Origin of the sequence: Luteolibacter arcticus (assembly GCF_025950235.1) — a bacterium.
GTDB classification, from domain to species: Bacteria; Verrucomicrobiota; Verrucomicrobiia; order Verrucomicrobiales; family Akkermansiaceae; genus Haloferula; species Haloferula arctica.
Genome location: NZ_JAPDDT010000001.1, coordinates 1009568 through 1024428 on the forward strand (window position 1 = coordinate 1009568; position 14861 = coordinate 1024428).

Annotated in this window: 13 protein-coding genes; 6 read left to right on the top strand and 7 right to left on the bottom strand. The window is 62.0% G+C overall.

Going from position 1 to position 14861, the window contains the following annotated elements; genetic code table 11:
- Positions 1-20: 20 nt before the first annotated feature.
- Positions 21-632 carry a hypothetical protein gene (locus tag OKA05_RS04230; protein ID WP_264485856.1) on the top strand — a complete coding sequence of 204 codons (612 nt, stop codon included), beginning with the start codon at positions 21-23 and terminating at the stop codon, positions 630-632.
- Between the two features lie 94 nt (positions 633-726).
- Here the strand turns inward: OKA05_RS04230 and OKA05_RS04235 are convergent, their stop codons facing one another.
- Positions 727-2298 carry a hypothetical protein gene (locus OKA05_RS04235; protein ID WP_264485857.1) on the bottom strand — a complete coding sequence of 524 codons (1572 nt, stop codon included), beginning with the start codon at positions 2296-2298 and terminating at the stop codon, positions 727-729.
- 300 nt (positions 2299-2598) lie between these two features.
- Here OKA05_RS04235 and OKA05_RS04240 point away from each other — a divergent pair, with 300 nt between their 5' ends.
- The gene (locus OKA05_RS04240; protein ID WP_264485858.1) at positions 2599-3306 is read left to right on the top strand and encodes a PEP-CTERM sorting domain-containing protein; all 708 of its coding nucleotides are present in this window, start codon (positions 2599-2601) and stop codon (positions 3304-3306) included.
- A gap of 26 nt (positions 3307-3332) precedes the next feature.
- Here the strand turns inward: OKA05_RS04240 and OKA05_RS04245 are convergent, their stop codons facing one another.
- The 3 genes from OKA05_RS04245 to OKA05_RS04255 all read right to left on the bottom strand — a co-directional run bounded on the left by OKA05_RS04245 (position 3333) and on the right by OKA05_RS04255 (position 5811).
- Positions 3333-4367, bottom strand: coding sequence for a methyltransferase (locus OKA05_RS04245; protein ID WP_264485859.1), 1035 nt, complete (start codon positions 4365-4367; stop codon positions 3333-3335).
- Positions 4368-4494: 127 nt separating this feature from the next.
- Positions 4495-5091, bottom strand: a complete 597-nt coding sequence (locus OKA05_RS04250) for an outer membrane protein (protein WP_264485860.1) — start codon at positions 5089-5091, stop codon at positions 4495-4497.
- Between the two features lie 237 nt (positions 5092-5328).
- A complete protein-coding gene (locus tag OKA05_RS04255; RefSeq protein ID WP_264485861.1) occupies positions 5329-5811 on the bottom strand; it encodes a hypothetical protein in 483 nt (160 codons plus the stop codon).
- A gap of 408 nt (positions 5812-6219) precedes the next feature.
- On the opposite strand from OKA05_RS04255, the gene OKA05_RS04260 reads away from it, so the two are divergent.
- From OKA05_RS04260 to OKA05_RS04270, 3 genes are all read left to right on the top strand, one after another.
- On the top strand, positions 6220-8148 hold the full coding sequence (locus OKA05_RS04260) for a hypothetical protein (RefSeq protein ID WP_264485862.1): 1929 nt from the start codon (positions 6220-6222) through the stop codon (positions 8146-8148).
- A 120-nt stretch (positions 8149-8268) separates the two neighbouring features.
- Positions 8269-9222, top strand: coding sequence for a LysR family transcriptional regulator (locus tag OKA05_RS04265; protein WP_264485863.1), 954 nt, complete (start codon positions 8269-8271; stop codon positions 9220-9222).
- Between the two features lie 166 nt (positions 9223-9388).
- Positions 9389-9649, top strand: coding sequence for a DUF2917 domain-containing protein (locus tag OKA05_RS04270; RefSeq protein WP_264485864.1), 261 nt, complete (start codon positions 9389-9391; stop codon positions 9647-9649).
- Positions 9650-9725: 76 nt separating this feature from the next.
- On the opposite strand, the gene OKA05_RS04275 is transcribed toward OKA05_RS04270, so the two are convergent.
- Entirely contained in the window at positions 9726-10211 is a 486-nt protein-coding gene (locus tag OKA05_RS04275) for a hypothetical protein (RefSeq protein ID WP_264485865.1), read from the bottom strand.
- Positions 10212-10279: 68 nt separating this feature from the next.
- Positions 10280-10741 (bottom strand): hypothetical protein, encoded by a 462-nt coding sequence (locus OKA05_RS04280; protein WP_264485866.1) that lies wholly within the window; start codon positions 10739-10741, stop codon positions 10280-10282.
- Between the two features lie 227 nt (positions 10742-10968).
- Here OKA05_RS04280 and OKA05_RS04285 point away from each other — a divergent pair, with 227 nt between their 5' ends.
- The gene (locus OKA05_RS04285) at positions 10969-11853 is read left to right on the top strand and encodes a PEP-CTERM sorting domain-containing protein (RefSeq protein WP_264485867.1); all 885 of its coding nucleotides are present in this window, start codon (positions 10969-10971) and stop codon (positions 11851-11853) included.
- Between the two features lie 122 nt (positions 11854-11975).
- Here the strand turns inward: OKA05_RS04285 and OKA05_RS04290 are convergent, their stop codons facing one another.
- Positions 11976-14768, bottom strand: a complete 2793-nt coding sequence (locus OKA05_RS04290; RefSeq protein ID WP_264485868.1) for a metallophosphoesterase — start codon at positions 14766-14768, stop codon at positions 11976-11978.
- Positions 14769-14861: the final 93 nt, after the last annotated feature.

Sequence of the window (14861 nt, forward strand, 5' to 3'; positions counted from 1 at the left end):
GCTATCCTGTTTTCCCAACCATGAAATCACGCCTCGCACTTTACCCGCTCGCCGCTTGCATCGCCTTCACTCAGGTAAGTTGTGTCGTCGGCACCCGTGAGATCGCGATCGACGTCCCGCAAGGAAGTCGCCCCGGCGGACGCGGTGCGGCAACGATCGGCAAGGTCAGCGACTCCCGCCAATTCCAGAACAATCCCACCGATCCTTCGACTCCCTCGGTCGATGGAGATGCCTCGTCCATGAGCGCCGCGCAACGGAGCCGCTATGTCGGCCGCCAGCGGAACACTTATGGCAAGGGCATGGGCGATGTCGCTCTGGGCGGCTCGGCCACCGTGCCGGAGAAGGCCAAGGAGATCGTCGCGGAGGCACTGTCCCGCGAAGGCTACCAGGTTGGCAACGGAGGCAACTCCGTCAGCGTGGATGTGAAGAAATTCTGGGGCTGGATGACCCCCGGCATGTGGGCCATCTCCCTGGAAGCCCGGATCGAAACCGTCGTCACCGTCGGCGGCAAGAGCGTGCGCGCAGAGGGCTACGGAAAGAATCTCTGCCAGACCGCCACCTCCGGCAATTGGGAGGAAGCCTACCGGCGCGCCGTGGAAGACTTGATCTCCAAGATCCAAGCCAAGCTCTGAGTCATTTCGAAGGACAACTCGCGAGGCGTCCCGCAGGTCTTCTGCGGCGACGCCTCGTCGATGCCTTGCAGACGGCCGTAGAACGGCGACGCTCTCACCAATTCGCGTGATCCGGAATGGCGTGGTCAGGATCGCTGCAGGTGCAGGCCAGCTTTCCGATCGCCGGAATGCCCTTCGCGTAGGTATAGGTCGCCCCGGGGATGCAGAGCGGGCGCGCATCGAGATGATTGCCGAAGATCTGGTCCCACGGAATCGGCGTGCCGGGCTTGAGCTCATTCATGTTCTGATGGGCGCGCACGGCCTGCTGGACATTGCGGCAGTTGATGACGCACGCAGCGCGGTCGGAGCCCTTCTTCCACGCCCGGGCACCGACGAACAGGGTGCTGGTGGCGGTGAGCACGGGCAAGGTCGATCCGAGATCCATCTCCGCGGCAAAGGGGAGCTCGGCGGTGAAAGCGGTGCCGTCCTTCTCATGCGCCACGCACAGCGAATACGAGCGCGGCTGTAGATACTCCGTCGCCTTCACGATGAACTCGGCACCCTCCTCCTTGCTCTGCTTGGCCGCCTGACGGATCAGCCAACCCAGCACCACCGGCACTTGCGGGGAGGCGTAGACCAGCAGATTGCCTCCCTGCGGGAAATGATTGGTGGCGGCCTGGTACTCCTTCCAACCGGCAAGCTTCATCGCGGCGGTGTCCACGAACTTGAGATAGTCACTCCGGCTGGCAACCGTGACCGTGCCGGCGTCATCGAAAAGCACCAGGCCTTTGGTCTCCATGCCGATCGCTGGCAGCGGAAGCTCCCAACCCTTGCGAGTGCCGATCGCGGAAGGCTTGCCGAGAGCTTTCTCAATCTCTGGAAGCAACATCGTGAGAAGATCCTTTCCGCCATCGATGCGAAGGAAGTAGTCCACCGGCTTCGGCACCACCGGCTTGTCCGCCCATGAGGAAACGTCCACGGCCAGGATCACGTGGAGGTTGGCCTTTTCCATGAGCCCCTGAACCGTATAGCCAGTCGGCGCTTTCACCTCCAAGAACTGGCCGGCGGCGGCGGGATTGCCGGCAGCCGTGCAGATCCGGGTGATCAGCTCCGGTAGAAATGACGCATCCAGACGGGTTTCCACCACCAGGTCAGTGGCAGCAGGAATCAGCGCGGGACTCTGGAAAGGGAAAGGCTCCTTACCCACCAGCCTGGAAAGGCCCTGAGGTCCATCCGGCAGGTAGTCGTATCCGCGCATCAACCACGCATCATCATCCTTGATCACACTTCGGCCGGAGGCAGCGGCCGCCGCGAGACCGGAGGCATCGACCATCGCCGCGGGATTGATGCTCGCTTGGACCTGCCGATCGGGCACCGCGGCGAGAACCGCTTTGAGCACCTCGATAAAGATATCCCGGCGGCCTTCGTGATCTTGGAACTGGATCATCTTCCCCCCGACATCGAGGCGGCCGATCACCTTGGCAAAGTGCGGTGAACCGCCATTTCCAGCCGTGGCAAAAGCCTCGCGCGATGTATCCAGATCGAGTTGCGGTTGCGTAGGAACCGTCTCGCTCGCCACCACCTCGGGAGACGCTGTCGCGCCCGCCGCGGATTTCAGCCGATCACATCCGGACAAAAGGCTGGCGGCGAGGACGGCGGCAACCGCGGGACATTTTAAAAATATCATGAACTCTTGATATTTTTACTTTTCCGCGGAGTCAAGCCATGTCCCCACGAGCTCCACTCTCTCCCACCAACATCGGACCTCTCAATTCACCATTCGCACGCGGGATATCGATCAGTAGCCGCCCCCATCCGACCCGCGTCCGAGGTCGGACAATCCCTGCAACTCGTGCATTTTACAGCTATCCAAACATTCATTAATTCCAAAATTTCAACTTGATTATTAGTAAATTTTAAATAGATCCCGGGGCGCGGGTTCCCCACTTCCTCCCCACCCGCTGTTGCATTCACTCCACCCCAGAACATGAAAACGATCCCCCTTGCGGGTGCTCTGAAGGGCACCGCCATGGCCACGCTTGTCGCGTGCTCAGCCACCAATGCCGCCACGGTATTCACCGAGAACTTCCCAACGACGACCGTTCTCGCCGACAAACCGAACTCCTACCTGGGCGGCTACTACGGCTCCCATCTGAGCTTCGGCGAATGGGTCCGCTCCGGTCCCACCATCACCTTGCCTTCCGAAAGCCTGCAGGTCTCCAGCGACAGCGGCTTCCGCAGCGCAGCGGTCCTGCTCTCCCCCACCCTTTTTCCATCGGCCGGGAACTACAAGGTGACCTTCGACATCACCACGTACTCTGGCGACGCGAATGACACTGCCACTGTGAGCGTGTGGTCAGGTTCCGGCTACGATCTCACCCATTCCAGCGGAAGCGCCCTCATCCTGAATTCACAGACCGGCCAGTTGCAGGCCTTGGGCAGCGCGTCATCAAGCCTGCTGGCCTCCTCCACCTATTCGGCCGCTGGCAACGCCATCACCCTGGATTTCAGCTACGATGGCTCTAGTACCATCGCACTCTTCTTCGCCGCGACCACCGGCGGCTATCCATTCCCTACCGTCCGCTACGACAACGTGAGCATCTCCAACGCCACTGTCGTGCCGGAGCCGACCGCTGTCGCGGTGCTGTCATTCGCCTTGGCTGGAGGGTTGCTCCGCCGCCGCCGCTCCGCCTGAAACTAGGTCCGCAAGGGACGGCTCCATCATACCTGGGCGATCCGCGCCTCGACGACGCTGACCGGCGATGCCGTGGGCACCACCCGCTTCAATTGCAGGCCGGCCTTGGCAAGGAGCGCGGCGTATTCCGGTTCCGTGCGTTCCTGTCCGCCCGGGCCGACGAGCATCATCATGTCGAGCATCTTGCCAGGATGGGGAGTATTCCCGGCAGGCAAAACCATTTCGATGAGCAGCAAGCGGCTGCCAGGATGCATCGCGCGGCGACAGTGACCGAGGATCGTGAGGCACTGCTCCTCCGACCAATCGTGAATGATGTGTGAGAGCAGATACGCATCAGCACCGGCCGGGACGTCGTCGAAGAAACTGCCGGATTCAATCAGGATCCGATCCGTCAGCCCCCGCGCCGCGATCAGCGCGGGAGCGTCGAGAACCACATGGGGAAGATCATAGAGAACGCCCTGTGAGTTGGGATAGCGCTGGAGGATCGTGGTGAGCAAATCTCCCGTTGCGCCGCCGATGTCCACGATCGTCCCCAGCCCGCTGAAATCATACGCCGCGATCACCGCCGGGGGTTCGCCACCGTGGATGCCGACCATGGTCTCGCTGAATAGCGAGGCCTCTTCCGGCCGCTGAGCCAGCCAATCGAAGATCGGCATGCCGAACAGCTTTTCGAAGCCGCTTTCCCCGGTCGCCAGTGAATGCGGCAACTGCGCGAATCCCTGTACCCACGACTCGCTCGCCACCGTCAGGATCGTGGCCCGTGCCGCGCCCGGCGCACCGGTCTTGAGCGCTTCACCGAGCGGCGTCAGTGCGAACCTGCTGCTTCCATCTTCTTCGAGAATGCCGAGGCTCGCGAGCGTGCGCATCAGCCGATAAAGCGATGGCGCATGGGTGCCGGTTGCCTCCGCCAATGCCACTGCGCCTTGCGGTCCTCCGGCCAGATGATCGGCGATTCCCAGCTTCGCGGCGGCATGCACCACGTGGGACACCCAGTGGGCCATCGCCATCTGGACGAGTTGCGCGTGAGGAGGTGGGGCGTCGCTTTGTTGGGGGACGTTCATGCGGGTCGCATTCTAAAAAGCGGTGATCGAAATTGGCGAGCTTTCAGATGCAGGGGTCTTGCCTGCCCAAACAAAAAGAAGCCACTCCCCGCAGGGAATGGCTTCTTCGCCGAATACCAAATACCGGTTAGAAATTGAACCGGATGCCAGCACCCACGCCGACGTCGTCGAGATCATCGATGTTCGCGCCGAACAGGCTGATGTCGTCCATCCACAAATAACGCGCGCCCGCGTAAATTTCGAAGTTCGGTGTGACGTTGTACACCAGGCCGGCGAAGGCCTGCGCGGTGAAAACCCACTCGTCATCGCTCACCAAACCTGCACTGACGTCCACGCTCGAAGCGCCGAGGCCAGCACCGACGTAAAGGCCGAAGGCGTCGGTGAACATGTACTCATACTTGTAGTTGAGAGTGATCGGCACGATGTCCACATCCGCAGAAACAAAGGGAAGCAAGAAGGATGGTTCTTGCTCCTGACCCAGCCAACCCGATTCCAGGAACAAGGAAGATCCATTGCCAAAATCATAGCCGAGGTGGGCGTTGTAGAACGGCTCTTCCGAATCGACCATGTAGTCGACCCCGCCGCCCAAGTACCAGCCTTGATGCTGGGTCGTCGTCATCGGCGCCTGATAGGACTGTGTAGTGGTGGTTTCGGCTTCGCCCGCTTGGAGTCCAGACGGGACGGCGAGGGCGAGGGTCGTTGCGAGCAGTGTGTGGTATTTCATAGCATTGGTTACTTTTAGGAGATTGTTTATTTCGTCAAGTTGTGATGCAAGCGCTTTGCGTCATCATGTGCAAAATGCAAGTTTTACATCAAAATGTAATCCTATGCAAATCGCACTTATTCCTTAACGCAATTGCGGCTCTAAACTGATAATAAGTCACCCATGGCACCCACTCGGGCGGCTGGGTGGACCCAAGAGCCCGACCGGCTGGAGGCCAACCGGTCTCATTCCGGGCATTCATTCGTCCACCACGATCCTCACCGACGGAATTTGAATCGAGTCCACTACCTTGTAGCTCTTGTCGACGGCAATGACGTTGCCACCGGCCACGTAGTAGCGCACCTCAGCGGGCGGCGCTGGAAGGACGCCGACGAGATCCGAGGGAGCTTCCACCAGATAAGGGCGTTCCTTTTCCGTGATCACCACGCCGCGAGCGATCGTCTTGGTTCGCCATGTCGCCGGCATCTCCTTTACCCTGACCTTGGTCACCCATGCCGGCGGCAGTCCGTATTGAGCCGATTTGTGGGGCTCGAAATACTTCACCACCTTGGTTCGCGCTTCCGGCGAGAAGGTCGTCGTGGTTGTCGTCGTCTTCTCGGTAACGGACCCGTCGGCGTGCTCCTGCACCTCGGTCGTCTCCCGCGTCTCCGTCACTTGGGCCGAAAGCGGGATGATCGATCCCAAGGCGGCCACTCCCATCGCAGCGAATGTTGTTTTCATGGTTGTCGGTATCGTTCGGTTCTCCGGCCTGAATCGCGTGCCACTGCTGAACCGGCGCGGACGGGCAGGCCTTTTGCAGAACCCATGCCTCGCAGATTCGCCTCACCTGGCTGCCCGCGGAATGCTTCGTAAACCGCTGAAATTCCTGAACCTTGAAGGATCCGGGAGATCGCATGAGTAGCGCTCGCCGACTTTCTGGCTCTGGTCCCAAGGCAACCGCGCAAATCAAATTGCAGAGCCTGGTTGCAAATTGAGATGGATCTTATCGCCTCGGGAGCAGGCAGGCCGACCGCTTCCACTGATCTGGAATTTGACATCCCGATGGATGGATTTTTTGATTACGATCCATGGAAGCCCCCGCGTCAAACAGCAGCAGTTCACGCGACGGCGCCCTACCTCCCCTCCGCCATGAAAGCCTGTCCGCTCTTGTTTTTGGTCCTCTCGGCCCGCTGTTTCGGCGGCACCCTTTTGATCGAGCCCGAAGCTCTCCCGGACCTCATCGAGCATGAGATCCTTCCCGACGCCGTCATCGACCGCGGCTTCTACCCTGCTCACGCGCCACCCGGCGTCTATACCCAGCAGCAGATCGATGCCGCGCTCGCCGGCCTTGCTCCCATGGAAAAGGGCATCCTTTGGTCCAGTACGGAACACCGGAGCGTCGGCGACACGCTGGCCTCGACCACCACGGTGGTGGATCCGAATGGAGCGCTCCACGGCGTGGACTTCACCGGCGATCCTTTCGATCATGAAAGTTGGCTCGTCCCCGGTGCTCCGGATCTCACGGTCGATGTTCGCCATTGGTCCACCCGCCTGCGAACCAGCCGCAACTTCACCGAACGGGAATATGTCCTCAAGCCACGGGCTGGCTCCGGGGGACCCATCGGCTCGACCGTGGACATCAGTAGCTGGACCCAAACACTTGCCACCGACCTCGTCGAAGCTGCCGCGCCGGTCCTGAAATATAGCCCCTCCACCGTTCCCTTCTTCATTCCCACGGAGCTGGTCCAGCAGGCACTCGCAGGAGCCACGCCCGGGCAGGAGGTTCCGCTCGCCACCGGCTATGGCGTCCTGCCGCTCGGCATCGGAGAAGGCGAAACCACGGAGACGGTTTACGCCTACGACGTGGAGTTGTTCGTGGACTACATCGGGGACCCTGACGACTATTTCACGTGGATCGCCATTGGCGACAGCAGTATTCAGGTCTCCGCTCACTTGATCACGGAACAAGGTCAGCGCTTCCTCGATCAATCCACGGAGTATCGGCTGGTCGTGCCGGACGGGACCGGACAGATCATCCAGAATCCCAAGATCACCGTCGTCACCGAGGTAACCGATACCACGGGAACCTGGGACAAGAACTACTTCACCCCCGGCAATGTCCCGCCCGAAGTCGAACCCTCAGACGCCGCCGTGCTGGCGACCAAGGTGACGGCAGGCACGGCCGGCATGGCCCTGCATACGACGGTGGACACACCCGGCACTACCGAGCGCACGGTCGTGGAAAGCATCGATGCCCACGGTGCCGTCGCCGGCGTCGATTACTCAGGCAACCCGGCCAATCCCGCGACGTGGACCGCCCTGACCCCGAATGATGTCGTAGCGGACCGTTTGGAAACCGTCACGCTGACAACCGGAACAGAAGCGGAGCATCGCGTGCACGTCCTCTACCGGGAAGCATCGAGCGATCCAGGGCAGACCGGCCAATTGCACCGCGTGGAGAATGCCGTGGTCGGGCGCGACATCGTGCGGGTGACCCGGCGTTACCTGAACCGTCCCCTTGATCTGGAAGAAGACCTTCCCGAAGGCCTCAGCCCGCATGATATCCAGCAGGCTCTTGCGTGGGCCGATCCCGGCGAGACGGTCGTCGCTGGCCAGACCCGCGTGCGCACCCTCCGCTCCACGCAGACCACCCCGCTGCCGGACATCATCGACACCAACGGCTGGACCTACGGCACCGATTTCACCGGCGATCCCGGCGACATGAACACGTGGCAAGCAGCGGGTCCCAGCGATGTCTATATCGACATTTACCATCCGGTGAGCCGCACCCGGGACTACGATGAGGTGGTCACCAATCACCTCGTCATCGCCCCGAACTCCCCACCAGTAAACCAGCCGGCCCTCACGGTGCTCTCAACCGATCCCGGTCCGCCCCGTGGCCTGCACGTGACGTGGAGTCCGCCCTTCGGAATGGAGTTCGAGGTGGAGACGAGCAATGACCTCAGCCTCTTCACGCCGGTGCCCGGACTCTACAAGGCCGATGGCCGGCAACTCCGCCACAGCGGCTTCTTCAGCCCGGCCCAGCCCGCGGGGTTCCTGCGGGTCAAGCGACGGTGACCCGGAGCCCGCGGACCCAGCCATCACCCTGCCGGATACCCCCGTTCCAAAAAGTCGATTGGGCGAAACGGCCGGGATCGTGAAGAGTGCCGGGGTCAAACCGCCGTCCGGACCCTCGTCATGGAACTCTACCAACTCCGCACCTTTCTCACGATCGCCGAAGAGGGCAATCTGACCCGCGCCGCGGAGAAGCTCTTCACCAGCCAGCCGGCGGTCAGCGCCCAGGTCAAGCAGCTCGAGGAGGAACTCGGCGTGAAGCTCTTCGAGCGCAGCGCCCGCGGCATGGCGCTGACCCGCGAGGGTCTGCTGCTACAAGAGAAAGCCCGCCGGATCGTGGAGGCTGCTCGCGATTTCAAACATAGCGCGGAGCACCTCCGCGACACCGTTTCCGGTGAACTCGTGATCGGCCTCAACAACCGGCCCGAAGTGCTCAAGATTGTCGAGGTCCTCGGAGCCCTCACCGCTGCCCATCCCGAACTCAGCTACGGTCTGGTCAATGGCAGCAGTGGCACGATCCTCGAGGGAATCGACGACGGCTCGATCTCCATCGGCTTCTTCGAGGGCACCTGCGAGCATCCGCGGATCGAGTGGCACGCGCTGGAAGCCGTCGAACTCTGCATCGCCGCGCCCGCTGTCTGGGCTCGCGAACTGGCCTCGCCCGATTGGAAACTGCTGGAGACCAAGCCGTGGATCTTCGTGTCCCGCGCCTGCTCCTATTTCCGCGCCATCGAGTCGATCTGCGCCGACCAGGGACTTCGCCTGCAACAACGCTTCCGGGTGGATGAATGCCTCACCGTCCTGAACATGGTCGCGGAAGGACTCGGCCTCACGCTCGCTGCCGTCAGTCACATCGAGTCGCCGGAGTTCCGCGGCCGCGTTGTCGCGCTCCCTCACTTCCGCACCACGGTAAATCTCTGCGTCGGCTACCTCAGGGAAAACGCCGACCGTCCGGCCATCGCCGCGGCCCGCGAAGTCATCCTCGGCCTGTGGGAGAAAGAGCCCGAAAGCCTCAATCCACCGGCTTGGGAGCGTGCTCTCCGCACGCCCCGCCCGAAAGGCCGGAGCCATCGCTGACCATCCCGGGAGCGACGGTCTTCAGACCGGTCCGAAGAGCTCCTCGTTGCCGTCCTCGGACCCGCGCAACCGAAACTCCGCCCCAAGGGGAATGAAATTCCGCACCCCGACATCTTCCGCCCGGACCCCGATCCGGAGCCAATCTAACAGATCAACCCTTCAAGTCATGCAAATCTCCCTGAAACGCCGGGAGGTCAGATCATTCGATCTCGCCGCATACGATCGTCTCCGGCTCACCACCCGCGATGGCATCGCCTGGGCCACCTTGGAAGGCTCTGCGAATGACCATGCACTCGCCGCCTCCAGCCCGATCACCTTCGCCGGCCCCGGTCGAGTCGTCATCGAGTCCCTCGAAAGCGACATGACCGTCCGGGCCGAATTCCTCGGAATCCCGGCTCGCAAAGAGGTCCTTCTCGCAACCCACTGACTTCCGCGAAGCGCCCCGCAACAAAAAGGCCCGCCTTGACGGCGAGCCCCATGATTACGCTCTTCCTGCCGGTGACTCAGGACTTGTCGTCTTTGCCGGCGCCGGTGGCGGCTTGCGCATCCTTCTGGATCTTCTTGAAGACGCGCTCATCTTCAGCGAATTGCTTGTAACAGGCTGCCGCGAGCAGCTTCTCATTGCTGGGATCCACGATCATCACGATGGGGATCGCATTGCCGACCTTGGAAACTGCTTCCGTCAGCGGCCCGCGCAGCGACGCCGGGGCGTGATTCGTGTCCTTGCCCTGGCCGAAGACCAGCACTACGTCCTTATTCGACTTGTAGGCCTTCATCGCGGCTTCCGTGCCGGCCTGGCACTTCGGGCAGGTGGTTTCGAGATCGCTCCACATGTAAACGATCAGTTTCTTTTCAGAGACCGCCGATGATTTCGCTTCGGCATATTTTTCCGCGGAGACAACTCCCCGCGGCAGCTTCGGCGCCTTGTCGGCCGCAGGACAGATGGCGATGGTGGCCCCGCAGAGCATCACAGTGAGAAGCGCTTTCATAGGGCGCTCGTATCGCAGACGGGTCCGCAAGGGTCAAGCGGGCAAATCCGGGGAGGGCCCGAGGAATTTCACACAGCACTTCCCCGAATCGATCCACCTCCCCGGTGAAAATCGGCAGAATCGGCAGGCCGCCAGAGGCGCCGGCAAAGCGGCCTAAGATCCTGCGAAGTCGTCATCGCCACCTTCGAGTGGAGCAGCTTGAAGAAGCTCGGCAAGATCCCTGACAGCGACGTGCTGGTCATCGTGCCGTCACAACTCTTGTCCGTCGGATCGGAGAAGTCAGCCTCGAAGGTGAAGTAGGCAGGGTACTTGAAGACCAATTCCTGATAGGGAAACACCCGGTGATCCCCGGCTTGCAAGACCGCCTGCGCTTTCCCGGCCGCCCCCTCGACCTCGAACGGCTTCCCTTCCGAAATCTGATATGAGCGTTCGCCGATCTTGAGGGTGTAGTGAAGCGTTGGCTCGACACTCTCGTCGGCACGGAGCCCGTGCGAGGAAAGCAACAGCAGAATGGGAAGCAGGATCTTCATTTCGATGGAGAAGTTATGGGCGTGTCGGCTCGGGGGACGAAAACCTGAACCGGTGGATGGCGGTGATCGTCCACTAGGAGGCTACTCCCTGATGAATGGGATTTCCAGAAATCCCGGCTCCCTTGAGGAATTGGGATCTTGAGTCGGCTGCGCGGCGTTGTTAGAAAGGGATGCTTTCGCTTTCGATAGCATCCCCCCTACACGCCTTGACGAGCTTCCCCCCGCTCATGAAAAGATCCCTCGTTCTCTCCGCCGCCTTGCTTGCGGCACTACTCGAGCACGGTCACGCCCAGACCTTGACCCCGGATTGGGGAATGGCCGCCTCCGCGCAAGTGGCCGGTCTGCGGAACGGCGGGCTGAGCTTCATTCCCTACAATACCGTGGACGGGCACGGAGGCTTCGGAGCGAATGCCGATACCGCCACCGTGACCGAATCGAGGGGAACGGCAACCGCCGCCGGACAGTTCGGCACCACCGGCGACATCGGGCTACCCACGCTCTCCGCTTCGGCGACCAGCAACCCGGGGACCAACAGTGCCGCTGGCTGGGTGACAGCCATCGACGCCTACACCTATCTCGGCAGCGGGCCGAAGACCTTCTTCCTGGATGTCGTTCTGGACGGGAGCTTCACCGATGCCGGCGGATTCACCGAAGGCTTTGCGGGAAGCGTTTCGATCTGGTCCGAAACGCCCCGCGGCGAAGCTGACCCGCTGCCCGCGCCTGACGCCTATTTTCCGGCCTACCTCGAACGATTCGGCCCGACCTCCTACCAATACCACGAGGCGGGCGGCGAGGTCACTTACCTGCTGCTGGCCGGGACCGAGCTCAGCGCGGGAGGAATCACGCCGGACGACGATGCCTTCACGGGCACCCTGAGCTGGACGATGAATCCGGGCGACACCGTTCATCTAGGCGCCCGCCTCGCCGCGGAAGCCTATGGGACGAATGCCTCGCAATCGATCGGCTCGCTGACGATGGCGTTGCGCGATACCGCCGGGCTCTCGGCGGCCTCCGCTGCGGCCGTCCCGGAGCCCTCTGCCGTGCTTCTCGGGAGTATCGGGCTCGCCGGCTTGCTCGTGATCCGGCGAGGAAAGGGCTGCCACTCTCGCTGACGAAGCGGTCCTCTTGCGTTAGCAACCAATCGCCAACCCCGCTAAAGATTGAAAGGGAGGGACGTTTCCGTCCCTCCCCTTTTTGCTATGGACGCGACGCCGCCAGCGCCGCTGTACCGCGGTTACTCGCCGCGGACTCGCATGAAGGCCTTGTCACCGGTGGCCGGCACGGTCCACTCGACCGGCTCCCCGGTGGGGGCGAAAGGGAGGATGCCAAGTTGGTTCGTGCTTTCGAGTTGGAGGCGCAGCTTGAAGACGCCGCCTTCCGGCTCGATGAGGAATTGCCCGAGGTTCACATCGATCAGTTGCTCCCGAGCGAAGTAGCCGAAGAGCCCGGCATTCTGCAGGATGGAATCCGCCACCGGCTGATCGCTGACCGCCGGGCGCGTGCCGATCTGCTTCTCGATTGCATCGGAAATCCCATCGCCATCGCTGTCGGTGCCGTAGGGATTGGCGCGCAGCGTGACGAATTCCTCGCGGTTGTTGATCCCGTCGTTGTCGCTGTCGAGCTCGGGGTCGAAGTAGTCCGCCTTGCCATTGTCGTTGGTGTCGGCGGGCTGAAACCACTCGAAGTCGAACTCGAAGGTCTGGTCGGCTTCCGCGCGGAAGTCATTATAGATCGGCGAATAGCTCTTCACTTCCACGCGGCCGTCGGGATTCACGATCAGCAAGCGCAGGTAGCCGTTGCCACCGAGCGGCGAGAGGAACTGGTAGTTCGCCAGCATCTGATGAACCTGCTGACCGGCGGTGTTGGCGTCGGTGCGGAAGCCGGTACCATCGCCGAGCACGTGGCCATTCACCGTCAGGACGAAGTTGTGCTTCTTCACGAGCTTCTGCCAGAGCTGCTCGCCGTCATTGACGCCGCCAGGCGTGTTGTAGGCATGCGGATTGTAGGCCTGCGGGTTGACCGGGTCGGTGTGGTCGTAGCGCAGGTCGTTGTTGTTCATGAAGGCGTGGGTCACGAGGATCGCCTTCTTGTCGGGATGCTGGGCGAGGATGGAATCCGCCCACTCGATGGTGCTTTCGCGCGGTCCCCACTCGAGGCACATCACGATCCAGTCGTAGCCGCCGGCCTGGAAGAAGTGGTAGCTGTTGTCCATTTCCCCCTCGACCATCGCGCCGCCGAAGTTCGGGCGGGCGGAGTAGTCATCGTAGAGGAAATAGTCATTCATGAACGTGTCCCGGGTAGAGGCATTGCCGCTCGGACCGTAGTCATGGTTCCCGGGAACGAAGGCATACGGGATGTGACCGTCGAGCAGCGCCATCGATTCGCGCGCGGCCTTCCACTCGGGCTGTGAGTTGACATTGACGATGTCGCCGAGGTGAAGCGCCATGCGGATGTTGTAGCGGTTCGCATTGTCGCGCAGCCACGCCGTCTGGGCGGAGAAGACGCCGGGGCGATTCTGCGAATAGATCTGGGTATCCGGAAGCAGCGCGATGGTCCACGCGCCTTCCGCGATCTCGGAGTCGCCAGGCTGTGGAGTCACCATGATCGGCGGTGCCTCGCGGTCGCGGACCTTGCGGGTGTGCGTGTAGAGGTTGTCGAAGAAGGCCTCGTTGAACTGGCCATAGGCGGCGTCTGCCTGCTCTGCACCGGTGGAAGCGCTAATGATCTTGTCCGGAGCCATCGCGGCGAGCAGGAGCTGGCCCTGGCCGTAGGCGCCCTCCATCAACCCGGGGAAGCGGGCACGCGCATCGCCGGCGAGGATCACCTCGAAACCGGCGAAGGACGAGAAGGCTTCCCAAATGACATCGTCCAGATGGGGCGTGATGTGCGGCTGGGTGTAAAAGATCTTGCCCCCGGCATTGGTCGGAAAGCCCTGGATCATCGGGTGCGTTGGCGAAAGGATGAAGGCCTCCGCAAAGTCGGTATCCACGCGCGCGGCATTCTGCGTGTCCGGCAGGAAGACGGGCTGCACCTCGGTCTGATCCGCCTGTGCGAGCTGGACGAGATAGCCGCAGCGGTCCACGTAATCGTCCAGGATCTCTCCATAGGTGGCCATGTAGGTCGCGTATCGTGGATCCTGGCTGACGAAGGAGCCGAAGACGATGAGGTCCACGTCATCTTGCGGATTATCGGAGAACTCGAAGGGCGGCCGGTCAAGCGGCAGCGGCATCACGTGGAAGCCGGCGCGGCGGAGCGATTCGCCGGCACCGACATGGCCGCTGAAGCCATCCGCGGCTTCCCAGACATAGGCAGTGAGGCCGTCGGGATTGGCGGGGTTCGGCTCGGCGGCGGGGTTCGGCGTCTGGCCAGCAAAGGACCAATCGACCTGCTGGGGATCCGGTGCGACGGGTTCGGAAGGATCGCGACCTACCACTTCCAGCACCCCGATGCCTCCGAACTCGGTGGACGTGGAGGCGGCGGCCAAGGTGATTTCAATCCTCCCCAAGGCATCGGGGACCATGCTGGAAACGGAAGCGACACGATTCCGATTGCCGATGGCTTCCAGCGATGTCGTCGCGGTGGTGGCTCCCGCCACGGTGTAGTTGGTCAAGAACACCTGGGGAGCCACACGATTGCTGGAGACGAAGAACTTGAAGTCATACACGCGTGCCGCATTCAGGCCGCTGACCAGGATCTTGGCCGTAGTATTGGTGGTCTTGTTGACGTAGGCGAAGTCGGTGGTGGCATTCGGCACGTAGATGGTTTCACCGCCGAGCGAGTTCGTGGATACGGCGCTGAAGGCATCGGTCACCGCGATGGTGAGGCCAGAGGGAGCACCATGGTCATTGACGATGGCGTTGTTCGTCTGGAGACCGACACCGGGAAGATTGTTCCAGTGCTGGGCAAAGATGTCTGGGCTGGCGGTCGTCTCCGTGGCTTGGCCGAAGTCGACAAGGATCCGCTCGGCGGCGGAGAGCGTGGCCGCGGGCATGATCGCGGCCGTCAGAAGCAGGTAGCGTGGTTTCATGGGAATGAAAATGGAGCGCCGGGAGGAAGCGGATTCCGATGCTGGCGATCCGCCTCATGCGGAGCCGACACTTCATCCATCCCCAACTCGGAA